The sequence below is a fragment of the Lacrimispora sanguinis genome (genome assembly GCF_044987295.1).
In the GTDB taxonomy this organism is placed as follows: Bacteria; Bacillota; Clostridia; order Lachnospirales; family Lachnospiraceae; genus Lacrimispora; species Lacrimispora celerecrescens_B.
The window spans coordinates 4,170,838-4,189,504 of the sequence record NZ_CP173277.1; the positions used below are offsets into that span (position 1 = coordinate 4,170,838).

At 40.2% G+C, this 18,667-nt stretch carries 16 protein-coding genes; 14 read left to right on the forward strand and 2 right to left on the reverse strand.

The features are described from left to right. Positions 1–14 precede the first annotated feature (14 nt). The 11 genes from ACHZES_RS19350 to ACHZES_RS19400 all read left to right on the forward strand — a co-directional run bounded on the left by ACHZES_RS19350 (position 15) and on the right by ACHZES_RS19400 (position 12,750). Entirely contained in the window at positions 15–5,462 is a 5,448-nt protein-coding gene (locus ACHZES_RS19350; protein ID WP_395546283.1) for an RHS repeat-associated core domain-containing protein, read from the forward strand. A 71-nt stretch (positions 5,463–5,533) separates the two neighbouring features. Continuing rightward, complete coding sequence (locus tag ACHZES_RS19355) at positions 5,534–6,214, forward strand: hypothetical protein (protein ID WP_395546284.1); 681 nt, start codon at positions 5,534–5,536, stop codon at positions 6,212–6,214. 319 nt (positions 6,215–6,533) lie between these two features. Then, the gene (locus ACHZES_RS19360) at positions 6,534–6,671 is read left to right on the forward strand and encodes a hypothetical protein (protein WP_395546285.1); all 138 of its coding nucleotides are present in this window, start codon (positions 6,534–6,536) and stop codon (positions 6,669–6,671) included. Continuing rightward, a complete protein-coding gene (locus ACHZES_RS19365) occupies positions 6,641–6,790 on the forward strand; it encodes a hypothetical protein (protein ID WP_395546286.1) in 150 nt (49 codons plus the stop codon). The genes ACHZES_RS19360 and ACHZES_RS19365 overlap by 31 nt, the downstream gene beginning before the upstream one ends. A gap of 109 nt (positions 6,791–6,899) precedes the next feature. Next, on the forward strand, positions 6,900–7,115 hold the full coding sequence (locus ACHZES_RS19370) for a hypothetical protein (RefSeq protein ID WP_395546287.1): 216 nt from the start codon (positions 6,900–6,902) through the stop codon (positions 7,113–7,115). 652 nt (positions 7,116–7,767) lie between these two features. Continuing rightward, positions 7,768–8,202 carry a hypothetical protein gene (locus ACHZES_RS19375; RefSeq protein WP_395546288.1) on the forward strand — a complete coding sequence of 145 codons (435 nt, stop codon included), beginning with the start codon at positions 7,768–7,770 and terminating at the stop codon, positions 8,200–8,202. 1,288 nt (positions 8,203–9,490) lie between these two features. Continuing rightward, on the forward strand, positions 9,491–9,928 hold the full coding sequence (locus ACHZES_RS19380) for a hypothetical protein (protein WP_395546289.1): 438 nt from the start codon (positions 9,491–9,493) through the stop codon (positions 9,926–9,928). 166 nt (positions 9,929–10,094) lie between these two features. After that, positions 10,095–10,382 (forward strand): hypothetical protein, encoded by a 288-nt coding sequence (locus ACHZES_RS19385; RefSeq protein ID WP_395546290.1) that lies wholly within the window; start codon positions 10,095–10,097, stop codon positions 10,380–10,382. Between the two features lie 238 nt (positions 10,383–10,620). Further along, a complete protein-coding gene (locus ACHZES_RS19390; protein ID WP_395546291.1) occupies positions 10,621–10,881 on the forward strand; it encodes a DUF1871 family protein in 261 nt (86 codons plus the stop codon). A gap of 397 nt (positions 10,882–11,278) precedes the next feature. Then, on the forward strand, positions 11,279–11,758 hold the full coding sequence (locus tag ACHZES_RS19395; protein WP_395546292.1) for an RNA polymerase sigma factor: 480 nt from the start codon (positions 11,279–11,281) through the stop codon (positions 11,756–11,758). Beyond that, positions 11,755–12,750, forward strand: coding sequence for a zf-HC2 domain-containing protein (locus tag ACHZES_RS19400; protein ID WP_395546293.1), 996 nt, complete (start codon positions 11,755–11,757; stop codon positions 12,748–12,750). The genes ACHZES_RS19395 and ACHZES_RS19400 overlap by 4 nt, the downstream gene beginning before the upstream one ends. A 157-nt stretch (positions 12,751–12,907) precedes the next feature. Here the strand turns inward: ACHZES_RS19400 and ACHZES_RS19405 are convergent, their stop codons facing one another. Beyond that, the gene (locus ACHZES_RS19405; protein WP_395546294.1) at positions 12,908–14,698 is read right to left on the reverse strand and encodes a BlaR1 family beta-lactam sensor/signal transducer; all 1,791 of its coding nucleotides are present in this window, start codon (positions 14,696–14,698) and stop codon (positions 12,908–12,910) included. A 2-nt stretch (positions 14,699–14,700) separates the two neighbouring features. Further along, a complete protein-coding gene (locus ACHZES_RS19410; protein ID WP_025234720.1) occupies positions 14,701–15,084 on the reverse strand; it encodes a BlaI/MecI/CopY family transcriptional regulator in 384 nt (127 codons plus the stop codon). A 210-nt stretch (positions 15,085–15,294) separates the two neighbouring features. Here ACHZES_RS19410 and ACHZES_RS19415 point away from each other — a divergent pair, with 210 nt between their 5' ends. The 3 genes from ACHZES_RS19415 to ACHZES_RS19425 all read left to right on the forward strand — a co-directional run bounded on the left by ACHZES_RS19415 (position 15,295) and on the right by ACHZES_RS19425 (position 18,616). Continuing rightward, the gene (locus ACHZES_RS19415) at positions 15,295–16,737 is read left to right on the forward strand and encodes an ABC transporter substrate-binding protein (protein ID WP_395546295.1); all 1,443 of its coding nucleotides are present in this window, start codon (positions 15,295–15,297) and stop codon (positions 16,735–16,737) included. A gap of 109 nt (positions 16,738–16,846) precedes the next feature. Continuing rightward, positions 16,847–17,740, forward strand: coding sequence for a carbohydrate ABC transporter permease (locus ACHZES_RS19420; RefSeq protein ID WP_038278438.1), 894 nt, complete (start codon positions 16,847–16,849; stop codon positions 17,738–17,740). Between the two features lie 12 nt (positions 17,741–17,752). Beyond that, complete coding sequence (locus tag ACHZES_RS19425) at positions 17,753–18,616, forward strand: carbohydrate ABC transporter permease (RefSeq protein ID WP_154522913.1); 864 nt, start codon at positions 17,753–17,755, stop codon at positions 18,614–18,616. Positions 18,617–18,667: the final 51 nt, after the last annotated feature.

Below are 18,667 nucleotides of genomic sequence, written 5' to 3' on the forward strand. Positions count from 1 at the left end.
TAAGAAGGGAATAGATGGACGATAAAAAAATTATAGAGGATAATATGAATAAAAATGAATGGGATGCGCCTGATACAAATACGGTTGAGGACGTATCAAACGTAGAAGAAAGGGAAGAACAAAGCCCGAAAATACAGTTGAGCCGAGCGGCACTATCTTCGGAGTATGAATTTATCGAAACAAAACAGTATCCGGAATCCCCATTTAACTACTTTGAAACAAATCATATTAATGTCCAGTTAAATACTGGCAATGTCCAATATGATACAACCGATTTTGTACTGCCCGGCAGGGATGGCTTCGATGTATCCATAGCCAGACGCTATGATTCTGGCTGTGCAAATTTAGTGGATATGGCTCCACATGTCCTCAGTTCAGGTGTAAGAACAGGTTCTATAAAGAACACATTTTATACCTCTACCTATGGACTAGGACACGGATGGTCTTTTATTCTGCCGTCCATTGAGACTGTGCAGAATTTTGGTTGGACTTGGTGGCCCAAATTAACAACAACTCTCGGTTATGATTATATTCTACATCTTGAAGATGGAAGAAGTTTAAGAATGAACCGGGATTTCGATGTATTTGAAAATTATAATTTAAAAGATGTGGAAATTGATACCAAATCAGGTGAGATTCGGCACCCTTATAAGGCTGATCCTCCAAAATCTTATCATCTCATAATTAAATACAAAAATGGAAACAGTGATTATTTTAATTCTAATACAGGTGATGGTGATCGAAATATGGGCCGAGTAGATTTTAAGCTGGTCGCACGCCAGGATAGGTTTGGAAATACCATTCTTTATAATCTTAGGGGCTCCCAAGGTATGGAGATTGTGGACACCTGGGGGCGTTCAATCACACTGAATAGAACCAATGACGGATTTATCTGGGATTTACCGAAAAGTCCGAAAGGAGAGGCATGCGAAATTGCCTATCATATCAAAAGGCAAGGTACCCAAACACTCACCACAGTAATAGACCCTGTAGGTAGCTTGACCGAGTATAACTACGAAACTTCCAAGGGTTATATGAAATGTGCCTCCTCTGGAGTAGTAGGAAACAACCCCGAAACGCAAGATCGCGAGTATCTGCTGCTAAAGAGCGTCACATACCCCAATCATGCATCTACACATTTTACCTATGACAGGAAAGTTAGAATTAATAATAGTACTGGTGGATATATTGACCATTTTGCATTGACAATGAAAAAAGAAATTGTTGACGGAGCCGAATACAACAAGGGAGAATATAACTTCACGCTTGATTCTGAACTCCAAAATGGTAAGTATATAGAATATGCAGAAGTAACAAATCACCAGGACATTCACGAAACCCATAAGTTCTATAGTGATGGGCAGCTAGATATAAAGGAGGTAAAACATCATGATAACCTTATTTCGAAGAGCGATTATATATATAGCAATAAACTACTGGTAAAAGCAGTTGTCCAGGTATTTGACAGAAACGATCACTCAAAATTTCTGGAAAAGGAAACCAAATGGACTTATTCCTCCGATCAAAAAGCTAATGTCATTAAGTTTAAGGAAACCTATACGGATGACTCTTCCTGCGACCAGGAAATCATTACAGAGTATGGAGACTACAGCATCATTCTTAAAACAGAAAGAATAAATGGCTCTGGCCTGATCATAGAAAAAAATGAGCTTCATAAGGATTTGGGAAATAGGGTCATAAAATATCATAAGGTCTATGAAAATGGAGTCTTAAAAGAAAAGACAGAATATAATTATAAGGATAATGCCAATCCCTATTGCATGACCAACGAAAGAAGGTATTTCCTGACAGACAGCGGGAACCTGGAACAGTCAGGTGAATATGCGGAAACCATTTATAAATACAGCTCTCCTTCCAGTACTGACAGCAGATACACACATAGTGTGATATCAAAAGAACAGACTGTTATCCGAGATACAGACGGCAAGCTCTGCGATCCAATCAAGGAAGAATTCAAATATGACAATTGGGGACGGCTAATTTACAAAAAGAATTCCAGGAATCAGATAACTACCTACTGCTATGACCAGCTGGGACGGATGGTTGTAGAGACGCTCCCTCCGATAGACGGCTCGCAGACAGTAAATGAAACCGATTATAATGACAGCTTAAACTATATCACGACAACCGATGGAAACCACCAGAAAAAGCGAATTCAATACACACCCTTTGGACAGATTCAGCAGGTCTGCCTAGCCGTATCCAAGGAACCGGCCTCCGGTGATGTGGTGCTCCAAGATTTCCGGTATAATTCATGGGGAGAGCTGACTGAAGCAGTCACATATGATGGGAACGGCACAGCAGCGGATAATATAAGAAAAACTGAACGTTATACTTACGATTCTTTTGGCCGGGTGCTGTCCTGCACGATTCCACAGGTGGGCTATGAGGAAAAGTATGAATACCATGAGGTATTTACCGATCCGGCAGATGGAATAAAATACTTTCGCGAGATAAAAAAAGTCATAGGAGACGCTTCCACTCCGGATATCGTGACAGAATGTTATAAAGACCAAAAAGACCAGGTCAGGAAGGAATTTTTAGCCGGAGAACGGTTGTTTACCTATAAATATGACAATGCAGGAAACAATATCAGTAAAATTGATGCCAGGAACAATACAGAACGCTTTGAGTACGATTATGCAGGTCGCGTAGTAAAATCCATACGGATAGACTCCGGTCAGGAGAGAATTACCCGCATTCAATATGATGCGTTAGGCAATAAACGGTTCCAATGGGATGAAGCCGGAAAGAAAACCGAATTCCAATACGATAAGGCAGGACGTCTTGTTCAAACCATAGTGCCGTTTGACCACCGCAGCCAGAAAGTAAAATATTACTATGATGGAGCCGGTAATATCATATGGGAAAAGAAAGCTCAAAAGGATGGCTGGCAGGAGACTCAGTATGTGTATGACGCCAGGAACCGTTTGACTGATACCTACCAGTACTTAAGCCCAGGTGATTGGATCAAAACCACCTGTCAGTATGATGGAATCAATCAGGTTATTCTAAGGAGAACCGGGGATACCCCATCTGGCAAAGGGCGGGAGGTGACAAAATACACCTATGACCGCCTTGGAAATGTCACGGCAATGACGGATGCCCGTGGTTGTACGGAATACTATGAGTATGACAAAGCTGGAAGACTGCAGAAGAAAACAGACAGGAACAAAGACCAGACCATTTATCAGCATGATGCCCTGGAACATCTTATAAAGGAAACCGTGCAAAAGAGAACTCCTGATGGAATGGCAGTCAGTGAGCGGGAGTACGCCTATAGTAAGAGCGGCAAGCGGATTCGGGAAGTCAGCCGGGAATCCGTGGGAGGAAAACAAACCGTCCTTCTTGAGACGAAGTACCAATACAATAATAAAGGTCAGCTAACACACCAGGAGGATCCGGGAAATGTAAGCAAAGATTATACTTATGACATATATGGAAACCGTCAGTCCTTTCAACTGATTTTTAAAGGAAAAGCAAGTCCGGATGTCAGTCTGTATTATGCGTATGATGATTTATATCGTCTAAAGCAGGTAAGGAAAAGTAACGCAGCCGGGGTGATACTGGCAGAGTACGAATATGATGAAAAAGGAAACCGTAAAATTCTCCGCTATCCGCAGTCCGGTATGGAAACCAGTTATAAGTATAATGAAGGCAACCAGGTAATTTCTTTAGAGAATAAACGGCAGGGAACCGTAATTTCTGCATGGGAATACGGCTATGATGTGGATAGTAACATTCTAAACAAGATTAACAAAGCCGGTTCTGCCCCAGTCACCATATCATATCAATTTGACCGGCTGGGTCGTCTGACAGAAGAAGATTATTCCGGCTGGAAGCGGACGCTTTATACCTATGACGCTTATTCCAACCGTATGAAAATGATGGTGGAAGGAAGAAGAAAGGATGAGCTGGTCAGTGTAACCAGCTATGAGTACGGTTTGAACAACCGGCTGGAAAAGGAGATAAAAAAGCAAGGGAAAACAACGGAAACGTATAGGTACCGTTATGATGATAATGGGAATGAAACCTTCCGGATTTGGGAGAAAACAGCACCAACGCCGGACTATCCGGGAAATGTCAAGTTATCGGGGAACTATCAGAAGGAGGTTCCGACCGTTTATGAGTGGAGACATTATGATGGTTTCAACCAACTGATCCGGATCAATCAGGACGAGAAAGAGATTACATATCAGTACCGTGGAGATGGCCTGCACCACAGCACCCAGGTGAGGAAACTGACCGAAAGCCAAGGTAAAACGAATTTGCATTACTGGGATGGAGCCGATATCGTGGCAGAACAGACTGACGGCGAACAGATTAAAACGTATTTAAGAGGAATCAATTTAATTGCCAGAGAAATAGACCGTATGGTATACTACTATATATTGAATGAACATGGGGATGTAACCAATCTTTGGAGTCAAAGCGGAACGTGTAAAGCCTCGTATGAGTATGATGCTTTTGGTGTTGAGAGAACCCTTGATAAGGAGGAGGAGAATCCATTTCGGTATTGTGGAGAGTATTTTTCTATAGAGGACGGGACTTATTACCTTAGAAACCGCAATTATGATCTAAGAACTGGAAGATTCACACAAGAAGACCCCATTGGAGCAGGATTAAATTATTATACGTATTGTGGAAATAATCCGATTTCATTTGTTGATCCGTATGGATTGGAACGGATTGTTGTATCCGGCGGAAGTGACGGCAAGGAACAAATGCGATATAATTTTATTGAAACTGCTATAAAATGTATTATTGATTGGCAAGCCAACTCGGACGAAGCAATTATGTGGATTATTGCAAACTGGCGCTATAAGGAGGATGATATAGACAATTTTAGAACAGTAGCGGGCGATTATGGCGTTGGTATAATGGTAATTGACGATAAACAAGTACTTTTTGACTATATGAATGACAAAAAAGGCGACAGAGCAAGTGACCCAATAACTCAGATGGCTTTCTTTGCGCACGGAACAGCCTTTGATGTACCCGGTACAATTTCCAATTCCGGTCATAAAAATGATTATGCAATAGCTATGGGATATAGTGCAAAAAAGGGCGTTGGTCATAATAATGCTTTGAATATTTTTGGTTCTGACCTTAGCAGTATTAATTCTTCCGCTTTTGCGACAGGTAGTTTTACGTACTTTGGTGCTTGCAGGACAGGAGCTGAATTTAATGGAGTTACTTTTGCACAAAGTTGGGTTGATTTGACTGGCGGTACTGCATTGGCGGCAGTCAGTAGAACGCAATACTATAATATCTATCCTGATGAAAGGGGTTTTTGGGCAAGACAGTGGGGGAAAACTCCGTTTGGTGCAAAAGCTGCAAGAGAAGTAGCAAGAGCTAAATATGGATTTTCTACGAAAGGTAGTCTGTATTATCCAGATGTTGTTAGTGGAGGTTCTTGGAAGATGTTTTCAGCAAATTAAACACTTTATATTATTTACTTACTACCGCCTATTCTAAAAAGAATGGGTGGTAGTAAAAGGAGTGCTACGCTATGAACGAAAAAAAGATTATTATTTTAACATCAATTATTATTTTTACATTTATTTGTGTAGGTGTATATTTTATGTTGAATTATAACCCCTGTAGTTTGAGATATGTTATGCGCAAGCTGGATTCCTATTTGGAAATAGAGTATAAGTATGTTTCTACATATAGGGCTGGCGAACCAAATATAGAAGGCATAAAACCTGTAACATATCTCTTTGAAGATATTAACGGTTTAGGGTTTGAAGTTGTCACCTTTCCTCCTTTTGGGGATTATGACAGTTCTCAGCCGGGGTATCCTCGATGTGATTATTTAACGGCTTATTATGAGTCAAAAAAAGAATCCGTTGAAAAAGCTCTTCAACACGGAATACCAATTACTTGTGTTAATAATGGTATACAATCTTTGTTTCAGGTAGAAGTTTCCAATTATGACGAACTCGAAATAATTGCCCTCGCAATCGAAAAAGCGTTAAAAACACTTGAACCTGTACTTTCGGAAAAATATTCCGCATCAGCATCGGATAAATTTGAATTTGACACTCCAGAAATATCCGTATGTACAGCCGATAAAAAGCATACAATTTCTGTATTTAATTTCCGGCTCATAAAGGGACAAACGTCATGGACACAGGAAGAAATATTAGATAAGTTGCAAAAAGACTACAAAGAAAATGTTGTAGAGTAAGTTTTTCAAATTGTGGACTACGAAAATAAATAAGTGCCATAGATGACCGGCGTGTCAAGAACTAAAACTCTTGATGCGCTTTTTGTTGTTAGGCCAAGGGCATGTTTCTAATGTGGAGTTTTTCGTGTTCCGAAAAACGGAACTTTAGAAACAAATAAACCACCTGCTATGCGCAACATCATAAACTTAAGATTAGCAATACCGTATGATCCAATTCTAAACCATATCATATCAATATGATCGGCTGGACCGTCTGAATGAAGAAGATTATTCCAGCTGGAAGCGGACGCTTTATACCTATGACGCTTATTCCAACCGTATGAAAATAATGGTGGAAGGAAGAACAAAGGATAATCTGGTCAGTGTTACCAGTTATGAATATGGTTTGAACAACCGCTTGGAAAAGGAGACCAGGGGAAAACGAATTTGTATTGCTGGGATGGAAGCGATATCGTAACAGAACAGGCTGACGGCAGCAAGATTAAAACCTATTTAAGGGGAATCAATTTAATTGCCAGTGAAATAGATCGTGTGGTATACTACTATATATTGAATGAACATGGGGAAGTAACCTAGCTGTGGAGTCAAAGTGGAACGTGTAAAACCTCATATGAGTAGGATGCTTTTGGAGTTGAGAGAAGTCTAGATAAGAGGGTTGAGAATCCGTTCCGGGAGTATCTGGACTTTGGCGGTAGTGGGTGCAGTAGTTGGTGGCTTCATTGGAAATCACTTTGCTAATAAAGTTAACGCAGTAAACCAAGATCGGTGGAAATATATTGCTGACGGAGTAGTTGCCGGAGCAGCGGTTGGTGCTACAGTGGGATATTTAGCGGGACCAGCAATAGCATCTGCCACAGGGGTCGTGGTATATCAGTTACAAGTTCTGGCATTTCTACCGTAGCAGCGGTAGCAGGTAGTAGAAAAGACTGTAAATGGCGTGGGAGAGTATGCCGGTAAAGCATTTGATGGTACACGCAATATGGCATCAGATTTTGTAAACGGTAAAGGGAACAGTACATTAGCTAAGCATTCAGTTTTTTAGTTGATGATGCTTCGCTTGAACTATTTCAAAATGGAGCAGAATTCGAGCTCCGCGAGGGTTCTAAACTTGTTGCCACAGGGAAGATTTGTACGGAATAGAAGCTTTTAAAACAGCAGAAAATCATGATACTACCGAGCTTTTCTGCTACTAATATCGGAGACAAAACTGTCATATTTGTTTCTGGTGAGTTTAGTAATAGTGTTTATGGGTTTTATGTAAAAGAATGAAGAATAACAAAAACCCGATTATTCGGATATTTTATGGCACATAAGTTTTATAATGGCTTAAATTCTCGACATTTGCAAAAAGCAAATGAATTAATTACGCGATTAGATAATTTTATTTTAGACAATGCTGCGAAAATGTCTATTAATGATTTGTTTATAGCAGAGTGTCTATACTCATGTAAAAAAACTATGGATAATGAAATTAACTTTGAGCCTCCATATTGTAAACCTTGGCATAAATCTAAATGTCATGAGCTTGTTATAAAAGGACGGTGTTATGTGTTATGGATTATAATGACTTAATAAAAGAAGCTATTAGCGTATTTCCGGAATTTTTAAAGGAATATAATAGTATTATTAACAGCTCGGAGTCTGATTTGTCTATATTAACGTTTTATATGAATGACTTTCAGCAAAAAATTCAAGAGCAAATTAATCACAGTAAAACTATTATGCCGGTATATCAATTTTATGAAGATATTGTTCGTCAACAGTTTATTAAGTTGATTGATGAATACTACCTTGACAGAGATGATGATGTTTTAAAAAAAATTAGTAAAATGACCGACTTTTTCGAGAGATTGGCAATGTCTGAAAATATGGATGTTCAAAATGTATTAGTAGTGGGAATATTAGAGGGCATTACAGAAGACAAGGAAAAAGAAAAATTGATCAAATCTTTGCTAAAAGAAAGAAGCCGCATATTATATGAATTGTAAAACTGTATTCATCAACAGTTTTAATAAGGTTATGAATACAGTTTAGTGTAAATGGAATAATTACCCAATGATCTGCTAATGATTTTATTGTAGCATCATTTTGGCAACGCTGAGGAGCGACCTTACCTTTGCTACGGCTTATGCGATGGACGGTAGATTAAAAGCCTGCCGTTTTTTCATTCATCGGTAAGTCTTTAGATCATGGAGACTGAGAATAGCATTAGGCATAAACAATAATACGCCTATTCCAACCGTGTGAAAATGATGGTGGTAGGATTCGTTTCTTGACGTAAGATCCTGTTAGGCCATCTTTGAACTGGTATATATATTGCGAAAATAACCCCGTATTGTCAATTGATCCGCTTGGATTGGAAAGCCACTATATTTTTTATAATGACAGTGACAAATCTAATTATAGTTTATTTGACAGAGCCAAAGCGGAGTATCAATATTTACTGTCAATCGGGATTGACAAGAGTGAAATCATGTTGAAATCCATAAGTACAGAAGCTGAATTTATAGATACATGGAATGGTATGAAGCCAAGGTCAATATATGAGAGTAGCTCAAGTTAGCAAGCCAAACGAACAAAATGTGTTACAAACTACAAATAGCTGATAACTGATTTAGATTCACAAAACATCCTTGCAATGGAAATATATGGATGTAACACAGCTCACCAAGATTATAAAAACAGTAATGTCGCATATGAGTTTTTTACCACTCAGAATATCTTAGCTGTAACAGGTTGGGATGGGAGAATGAGATGGGGACGGATTTACGGCGAGCCTCGGTTGGCCGGCGGCCAACATTATTTTGAAAGTTGGCTGAAAGATCAACAAGCATTTGCTTAGTATGGGGAGGGCTAGAATTGTTGCACCTTAATTTGAAAAATACCCAGAATTCCCATATAGGAATAGATCCTTCGTCCATACTATAATGTCAAAGAATTGTAAGAAAAATATGATTTATGTTTATTTAATTCCAAAATATGACGTGCTGGAAAATGAAGAAGAAAATACAGTCACTCGTACTCGTATTGAGGATTGATTTCGTACTGTATTGAAATGAAAAAAATAAAACGGAACAATCAAAATTATGTTACCGAAGCTCTTTTCGAATTAATTCTGATGTTCGATGGCGAAAAGAATTTTGAACTGAATTTTAAATTTTTTGAAGAGTATTTAGCGATAAAATTCAGTTTGCGGCACTGAGAACCTTTTGCGGAGAGATGATTTGATACACGGGATCAAAAAGCTTATAGAACTTGGTTTATGAGGAGCAATAAATGGCTAACGCATTATCATTAAATTTAAAACTGGATTCTAAAGAGGTAATTCATTCAAAAGATATTATTAATTTATTAATTAATGGTGGATGGAGTATAGTTAAAGATGAAAAAATCATACTATTACCATTGCATGATGACGACTTGTTTGAATGGACAGAAACAAAAATTTCCATTAATGAATTTTTCAAATTAATAGATGAAAAAGAGAATTTTAAAGAAATAATCGGTGTAGAACTAGCTTGGTCTAATACTGAAATAGGTGGCCATATATTGCTATATAGTGGAAGGGAATTTTCGTTTGAATTTAATATTAATACTCAATACGTGCAAAAGGAATTGAGAATTCCAGACTTTAATTGGTATGCGGAAAGAATTTTTGCAATTTTGAAGTCAAAGTATCAGATAGTTGAATATAGCTATGAATTTACATATTAATATTTTTGAAGATTATACTTTAAATCAAAACACAGCTTAAAAATAATAAGCTGTGCTTTGACTTACTATAATGTTCTTAAAAAGGCCGATGAATAATAAGTGAGATGGAGTTATTCAATCCTGGTATAATTCCACTACAAAAAACGTTAGAAACGGCGTGGCCAAAATGATTGAATTAAAGACTGTTATTCAAGAAGAAATATTTACATCCAATATTACAACAAACCTTGTCTTACCTTTGTTTCTTGATTATGATGTGACATATTTTCCTAATAAGCAATGGACAGACTTTGCTGATATTTTGAATATGTGGACATACACACTTCTCAAGCACTATGGTGAAAATGAGGCAAAATTTATACTATATTTCATGAATGGACCTTACAGGTTGGATGTTAATATAAAGCTGTCAATAAATTTAACAAAATATTGCATGATAAAGAAATGCATATAGGTAGATATGAAACAGTCTATAAGCAGTCCCTCATAGCCAGCAAAGAGCTTAAGGTTACTATAGGCCGACTTAAATGATTTGATCCTATATTTATGAGAAACCGCTCTCTGCATTGCTTTTGGCTTTCCATCAGCTTGCTGCCACCAGGCATTTTGCGACGCGTAGCGTCGAAAGTGTCCGAATGGGTCAGACGCTTCCTTGAAAGATATAGTTAAGAAATTATCGGAGGGTGATAAATGTGACAATTTCATATGCTGACATCAAAATGGCAATTGACGAATGGGATCCCATTGGGTTATTAGTTATACATTCTCCCGCAGATGAATATGACAGCGAATCGAAAGGAATCTTTGATAGGTTAAGTGAGTTGACCTTTACAAGCATTGAAGCTTTAGCTAACCTTATTTTTGAGGTTTTTGTAAAGAGCTTTGGTGATGATGTTTTTATTTCGGGGCTTGATGAATGTAAAAAAATAGCTGAGAAAATATTAACTAAATAGCTAATGCAACAACCGCTTATCTGCGTTGATAGGCGGTTGTTACATTTAAAAAGTAATGTATGAATGATATTTTCCTAAGTTAGAAGCATTGGTAAATAAAGGATATTAAAACTAAAGAAGAAAGAGAACCTAATTTTTTTAATGTTATAATTAGAACGATTAGATAGGGCAGCAGACGATATGATAAAGCGGTTTGGTACAGATGCTATCGTAAGAACAAGTTTTATCGAAAGCAATAAAATTGTTCATACTCGTGTAATAGGCTTTGGAAAAACCCCATGATTTACAGGCACATTCACAAATAAGGAAAAGCGGTATTATTGATGAAAAAATCTTGTAACGAAATTAAATCTGCTCCGTCTAACCATTGAAGTTAAAAAGAAGGGAGGGCGATGATATGGACATAGATTATGAACAACTATACAACACCTATTACATGAAAGTCTTTTCTTTCGTTATGACTTTGGCTAAAAATCGAGATATTGCAGAAGAGATAACGCAAAAGTCTTTTTTTAAGGCAATGACTGCCAATAAAAAATATCGTGGTGGCTCGTCTGAATTAACTTGGCTGTGTGCTATCGCAAAAAATCTATTTATAGATGAGCAAAGGGCACATAAACGCACGGGTGAACTTGATATAGAAGTTGTTTCAGGTACGAACTTAGAAAAGGCATTTTTTGATGAAGATACCGCTTTTCGTATTCATCAAGTTTTGCATAATTTGGACGAACCATATAAAGAAGTATTCCAACTGCGTGTATTTGGTGAATTGTCATTTCAGAAAATTGGCGAACTATTCGCAAAAACAGAAAACTGGGCTCGCGTCACATATTATCGCGCCCGTCTTAAAATTCAAGAAAGGATGGATGAAGAATGAAAATTTCATGTGATGTCATTATGGATTTACTCCCGCTTTATTATGACGGTGTTTGTAACGAGGACAGCAAAAAGATTGTAGAGGAACACTTAGCGGAATGTGAATCGTGCAAAAGTGCGCTTGAAAAAATCAAGAACGCCACAGTTGATAATTTTCTGAAAATAGAACGAGAGGAAGTTGTTAGTCATCATGCACAGGCGGTTAAAAGAAAATCTTTCATTACGGGCATCAGTATAGCTTCGGTTATGGCAGTCCCTATACTGGTATCTCTGATTGTCAACCTTGCAACTGGTCGTGCGTTGGATTGGTTCTTTATTGTTTTGACTGCTCTTATGACGATGGCTTCGGTTACGGTTGTACCGTTGGTTTTTGAAAAAGAAAAAGCACTATGGACTCTAGGAAGTTTCACAGCCAGCCTAACCCTGTTGTTACTCACTTGCTCTATATACAGTGGTGGAGATTGGTTTTTTGTTGCGATAATCCCTATACTTTTTGGATTATCCATTCTGTTTGCGCCTTATGTGATAAGCCGATTGCCACTAACAGGGTTTATGGCACGGCATAAGGGCTTGCTTGCAATGTTAATAGATACGCTACTTTTATATGCAACGATTGTTGATAGTGGGTTGTATTTGCAAGGAAGCACTTGGTTGGGTTACTGGCGGCCTGCATTATTGATTACATCTGTGAGCGTACTGTTTCCGTGGGGGCTGTTTCTAATCATTCGTTATATCAAAGCAAACGCATTTACAAAAGCAGGAATTTGCGTAATATTCGGCGGTATGTTCCTCTCTGTGATTGAGAATGTTATTTATTGGATTACAGATGGTATTCTGCGCTTCCAATTTAGAAACGCAAATCTGTTTGTTTGGAATGATAGTGTCATAAATGGTGTCATAGATGCGAATGTCTTTCTGCTGATTTTGCTTACTGGCTTTTTAATCGGCGGTGTCTTACTTGTCATTGGATTATTACGAAAAAAGAAAAATTAAACTCAAAGTAAGCGCAGTGGCATAGTAAACTATCCCGCTGCGCTTGCTTAATTCTCCGACCTGATACTATATACAGCAGCAGATGCATTATCTCCATTTCTGGCAGGCTGGTAATCAAGGGAGCATACCAATAGCCGGTACAGCATCCCTTTTATGATCATTGGGCATAAATTTCTTTATCATTTAAAATATTCAATGTAATTTTTCCTGCCGTACTTCCATTCGCCTGAGTCCCGCCCTGAATGTTTGTCGCAAACACATAGGTTTCATCTCCGGTTTCCACAAAGCCGATGAACCAGCCGTTTACATTTTCCCCTTCCACGTTCCCGGTCCCGGTTTTCCCATACAGGAAAGCACCATTGGAAGAAGAAAGGAGTAAGGACTCTTTTACCGCCTTTATATTTTCCTGCCTAAATGGAAGTTCATCCTGATAGAAACGAGCTAAAAGCTTCACTTGCTCCACCGGTGAAATCTTTAACGAAGATTGGAGCCAATAACGCCCTATTCCGCCGGATAAGTCCCTGTTTCCATAGCCGATGGCATCTAAATATTGTTTCAACCTGGGCAGCCCGGTCATTTCATCCAAGGAAGTGAAATACCAGTTAACCGAACGCTTCATGGCAGTGTCAAGAGTTTGGTCCTGGTTCCAGGCTTCAAAAGGGTAACTGGTCCCGTCCCAGGAAAGCAGGGAAGCTTCCGGAGTTATGGCTCCAGTTTCCAGAGCGGCTAAGGCGCTGTAAATCTTATAAGTGGAATCTGGGGAAACCCTCCTTGTTCCGACTTCCCGGTTATAGATGCAGTACTGTCCCGAATCTAGGCAATACAGAACAAAGCAGCCATTGTATCCTTTGAAATAAGAGGATAAATCCAGCGTGGTTACATTTTCAGCTGTAAAGTCGTATTCTGTACCAGTATAAGCATCTGCAGACAATACCGGAATACACCCCAGCACCAATGCTGTAATCACAGTAAAGAGGATTCTGCTTTTCACCACACGCCACCTGGATTCTTTGTGGTAACCGGCAATGTTCAGAATGCGCTTTTTTATCTCTTTCCTCGAACCGCTGATTCTCGCGGCGGAATAAGAAAATAAGGATATCTTTTCCGCAAAATTTATGAGCGTACTTCCATAATCCAGATAGCTGTCCGAATCCAGGAGAGACAGGACTGATGAATCGCATGCAATCTCCCGATCGCTTCTCATTTCCTTAAAAGCAAACCAGACAAAGGGATGGAACCAGTAGATAATCTGAGCCAAAGCCATAAGCCTGTTTACCAGGAGATCCTTATGTTTGCAGTGTAAAATCTCATGGAGAAGGATATACCGGATTTCTTTTTTAGAAAGCTCCGAAAGCATATTAATAGGAACAATGATGCAAGGGTTCCATAATCCGGCCGCAATAGGAGACGAGATATAAGCGCTGCTATAAATCGGTATTTCTTTTTTAATACCAGATTCCTTCCTGCATGCTGTAAATAACTCCCGTATCTCCTTATTCTGAAGGGGAAGAGAGGACTTTTTCAGCTGCCTGATTTTCCTGCTGGAATGGATATGAAAACCAGCCATTAATACCATGCCGGTGATCCAGATACCAGTTAAAACATTAGGAAGGCCCGTATGCGCTGCACGGCTTACGGAAACAGAAAAATCCTGAAGGAAATATTCAGTAGCTGCCGCGGTCTTATAGGCAGCCCCTAAGGCACCTGCATGCTCAGGCGAAAAGGAGCCGCCCAAAAACCGCAGCAGGTTAAATGCATATCCGGGAAAGAGAAAAGAGCAGGGCAGAAATGGGGCGGCCAGCACAACCAGAAACAGGAACCACAGATTGTACCGGATTCTTGCAGTCAGCTGTTGGTTTAATAATTTCCTGCCCAGCAGGATTGCAGCAAGCAAAATGATCAGGACCACGCTGTTAAGACAAAGGCGTGTCATAAAAGAATCGGGCATAATCAGCGTTCCTCCTCCTGTCCGCCCAGAAGTAGCTTTCTCAGCTCTGCCAGGTCTTCGCTTGATACATAATCACTGTTTAAATAGTTGGTCACCATGCTTGATATCTTTCCGTTGTAGAAGCGGTTTAAAAAATGATCATTTTCCTTTGTTAAATATTCCTTTTTTTCCACGAGCGGGGTATAGACGAAAACACGGCCTTCCTTCCGGTAGGTGGCAGCCCCCTTTTGGACCAGTCTTTTTAAGAGTGTGTGAATGGTTTTTGGGTTCCAGTTGGTGGTCTTCACCAGTTTGTCCGTCACTTCGTTGGTACTGATGGGGGCATCATTCCATAGCACCTTCATTACCTCATATTCTGCTTCGGATATTTGCGGCAGTTGATTCATATGCGGTCTCCTGTTCTTACAATTGTAATAATATTATTATAAGAGCACGATGCCGGCATGTCAATGAGTTCTATGACTCTGTCAGTTTGCGATCAGCATAACATGAAGAACATAAACAGATTTTAAACATGGGACCGTCAGATATTGCATTTACTTAACAGCCATTTTTTCGTAAAATGAGTCCATAAATAAACACGGGAGGTTAAAGGGATGAAATTAAGGAGATTAAGCGGCATTCTGATGGCAGGACTAATGGCGGCAGGAACGTTGACCGGATGTTCAGGGGCTAAAACAGATGCCACAACAGCGGCAGCAGGTGGGCAGACGGTTGCTCAGACAGAAGCGGAAAAGGCTCCGTCAACAGGTGGGGAGAAAACTATCATTAAGGTCTGGTCCAAAGACCGGCACGACGCCACTTATGTTCAGAATAAGGTTGACGAATACAATGCAAGTAACACGGATAACATCCAGGTCGATTATCAGCTTTATACGGATAATTATGCTCAGGCCATTGATATGGCGTTACAAAGCGGAGAGCTTCCTGATATTTTGGTACAGCAGGAACAGATGTTTGATAAATATGTAAACGAGGGGCAATGGGCAGACTTTTATGATTACATGGATTCTGACATGAAAGAATATTTCAAATCCGTGATTTATCCCGGCTATAATGAACTGGATGGAAAGCTGTATTTCATACCAACCACCGGAACTACCTGCCGTCTTTTCTATAACAAAGAAATCTTTGACCGTGTAGGGATCACAGAGCCACCAAAAACACTGGAAGAGGTGGTAGAGTATGCAAAAAAAATCAATACGGAATTGTCCAAAGAAGGAATTTATGGATTTGCAGAGAATATGAAAAGTGCCAGCTCCGGCTTGCAGCGTTCCATGTGCATAGGACTGGAGAGAGAGACCGGACTGGTACGTGGATACGACTTCGTAAAGGGAGAGTATGACTTTACACAGTGGGGAGATACTTTAAAGCTTTGGAAGGAACTACTGTCTGACGAATGTGCTTTTCCTGGCTGTGAATCTCTGGATATCGATCCATTAAGAACCCAGTTTGCAGCCGGAAAGATTGGTATGTACATGTCTTACAGCCATGCAGAGCCAGGGGTATACCAGAATCAGTTCCCCATGGATTCCTCCAAATGGGACTGCGTTCCCATTCCAACGGTGGGTGGAAAGACCACAGGAAAGCAGTATTTTACCGGTACAGGTGGTTATGTTATAAATGCGAAAAGCCCTAACGTGGAAAAGGCATTCAAAGTATATAAGGATATCTTTGCAAACGAGGATTATTTAATCGGATATTACGAAGGCGGATTTGGAGTGAGCATTCTTCCAAGCGTTATTGCAAAGGCAAAGCCAGCTCAGGATTTCCAGGATAAGAAATGGCTGCTTATCAATGATATTGACGCCCTCCTTCCAAAGCCTCCTCACACAGCCTTCGCATCTGGTATGGTGGTGGAAGGTGAGGATATGTACAAGACCTGCGAATCCATTTATTATGGAAATGCGGATATAGATTCTACCTTAAAGGATCTGACAGACCGTTACAATAAAGCGTATCAGGAAGCAGTGAAAAACGGAAGCGGTCATGAAGTAAAGATTGCAAACTATGACCCGATGAATCCAACTTTACAGTAATATCTGAAAGAGGGGCGCAAAATCAGCGAGGCCCCTCTTTCTTTGAAAAGAAAGGAGTAAGCAGATGAAAGACTGGAATAGCAAAAGTGCCTTGCCAAGGAGTAAGACTATGAAAAAAAACCTGCAGGCCTATTCATTTATGCTGCCTAACTTGATTTTGTTCACCGTCTGTTCCTTATATCCGGTGATGTGGACTTTGAAATATGTGTTTTTCCAGTATGGGGGATATGGGACAGGAACGCCGAGATTTGTCGGCCTTGCTAATTTTGCCAGGGTGTTCCGGGATAAAGTTTATTGGGAAAGTGTGATCCATACTTTTACATACGGTTTCGGGAAGGTGATTTTTATCATTCCTCTGGCCTTTTTTCTGGCATTTCTCTTAAATCAGCAAAAGCGAGGGAATGGAGCAGCCCAGAGCATTGTATTCTTGCCTACCATTATGAGCTCTGCGGTCATGGGTCTGGTGTTTTATCTGTTATTCAACGCTTACAATGGAGAGGTTAACCAGTATTTGATGGCAGCAGGCTTGATACAAAGGCCCATAAACTGGCTTGGGAAAGAACATGCCATGAAAACCCTGATCTTAACAGCGGTCTGGGGCGGTGTGGGAAATTACATGGTGTATTTTATAGCTGGAATCCAACAGGTATCCGGGGAGGCCATAGAAAGTGCCAGGATCGACGGAGCAGGCAGGCTTCAGACCATCTGGTACATCATCATTCCAATGCTGGGACCAATATTAAAAATTATACTTATGTTAGCTATCACCTCAGCTTTTCACGACATCACCAACGTGATGGTATTGACTGAGGGCGGCCCCACCAATGCTACCATGGTCATGTCCTTATACGGGTACCGCTATTTCTTCCCCATATCAGCGGCTGAGGCAACGGTTCCCCAATATGGCTACGGTGCTGCGGTCAGCGTCATATCTGCAGCGATTGCTGGTCTGGTAACCGTAGGTTATTTGCGGATATCTAAAAAACTGGATGAAATTTATTAAGGAGGCGGCAGCATGAAAAACGGGAATAAGAAACACATATCAAAAGCCGCCTGGCTTCCTTTGGTTGGGAAATGGGTATTTCTGGGCATTATGATTATATTTACGCTATATCCGGTCATTTATACAGTTCTAGGGTCTTTGAAAACCAATGCAGAACTTACCCAGGGCGGCGGATTTTTTCCGGAGACATGGCATTTTGAGAATTACTACCGGGCTTTTGTTCAGGCAGACTTTACTAGATATACGCTCAACAGCATCGTGGTCAGTGTTTCCGTCACACTTCTGGCTGTGGTTACCTGCTCGCTCGCTGGTTTTATTCTGGCCAGAAGAGAATTTGCCGGGAAAAAGGTGCTCCTTGCCCTTTACTTATCCATGATGTTCGTATCCTTAGGTTCGGTTACCCTCTATCCGATCTACGAATTGCTGAGGGCATTAAAGTTAAATAAGTCTATATTTGCCCTTATTGTGGCCCTTACGGGAGGGCAGGCCACCAATGTTTTTCTGGTCATGGGTTTTACAAAGGGAATTCCCAAAGAGCTTGATGAGGCAGCCATCATTGACGGCTGCAGCCTGTATGGGGTTTATTCCCGGGTCGTTCTGCCCCTAAGTAAGCCGATTTTGGCGGTAGTAGCTCTATTTTCTTTCCGGAATGCATGGAATGATTATATCACCAGCATGATCATGACAATTTCTATGCCAAAGCTTCAGACTCTTACTGTGGCGGTGGTCCAGCTAAAATATTCCGTTAATGCTGCAGCCGAGTGGCACATCATGCTGGCGGGAGCTTCCATCGCCATCATCCCGATCCTGATTGTCTATTTGTTTGCCAACAAGCAGTTCATTGCAGGCCTTACGGCAGGGGCAGTAAAAGGATAGGAAAAAGGGTAGGGCCTGTGATATACTGTAAAAAAGCAGAAGAGCAGGAAA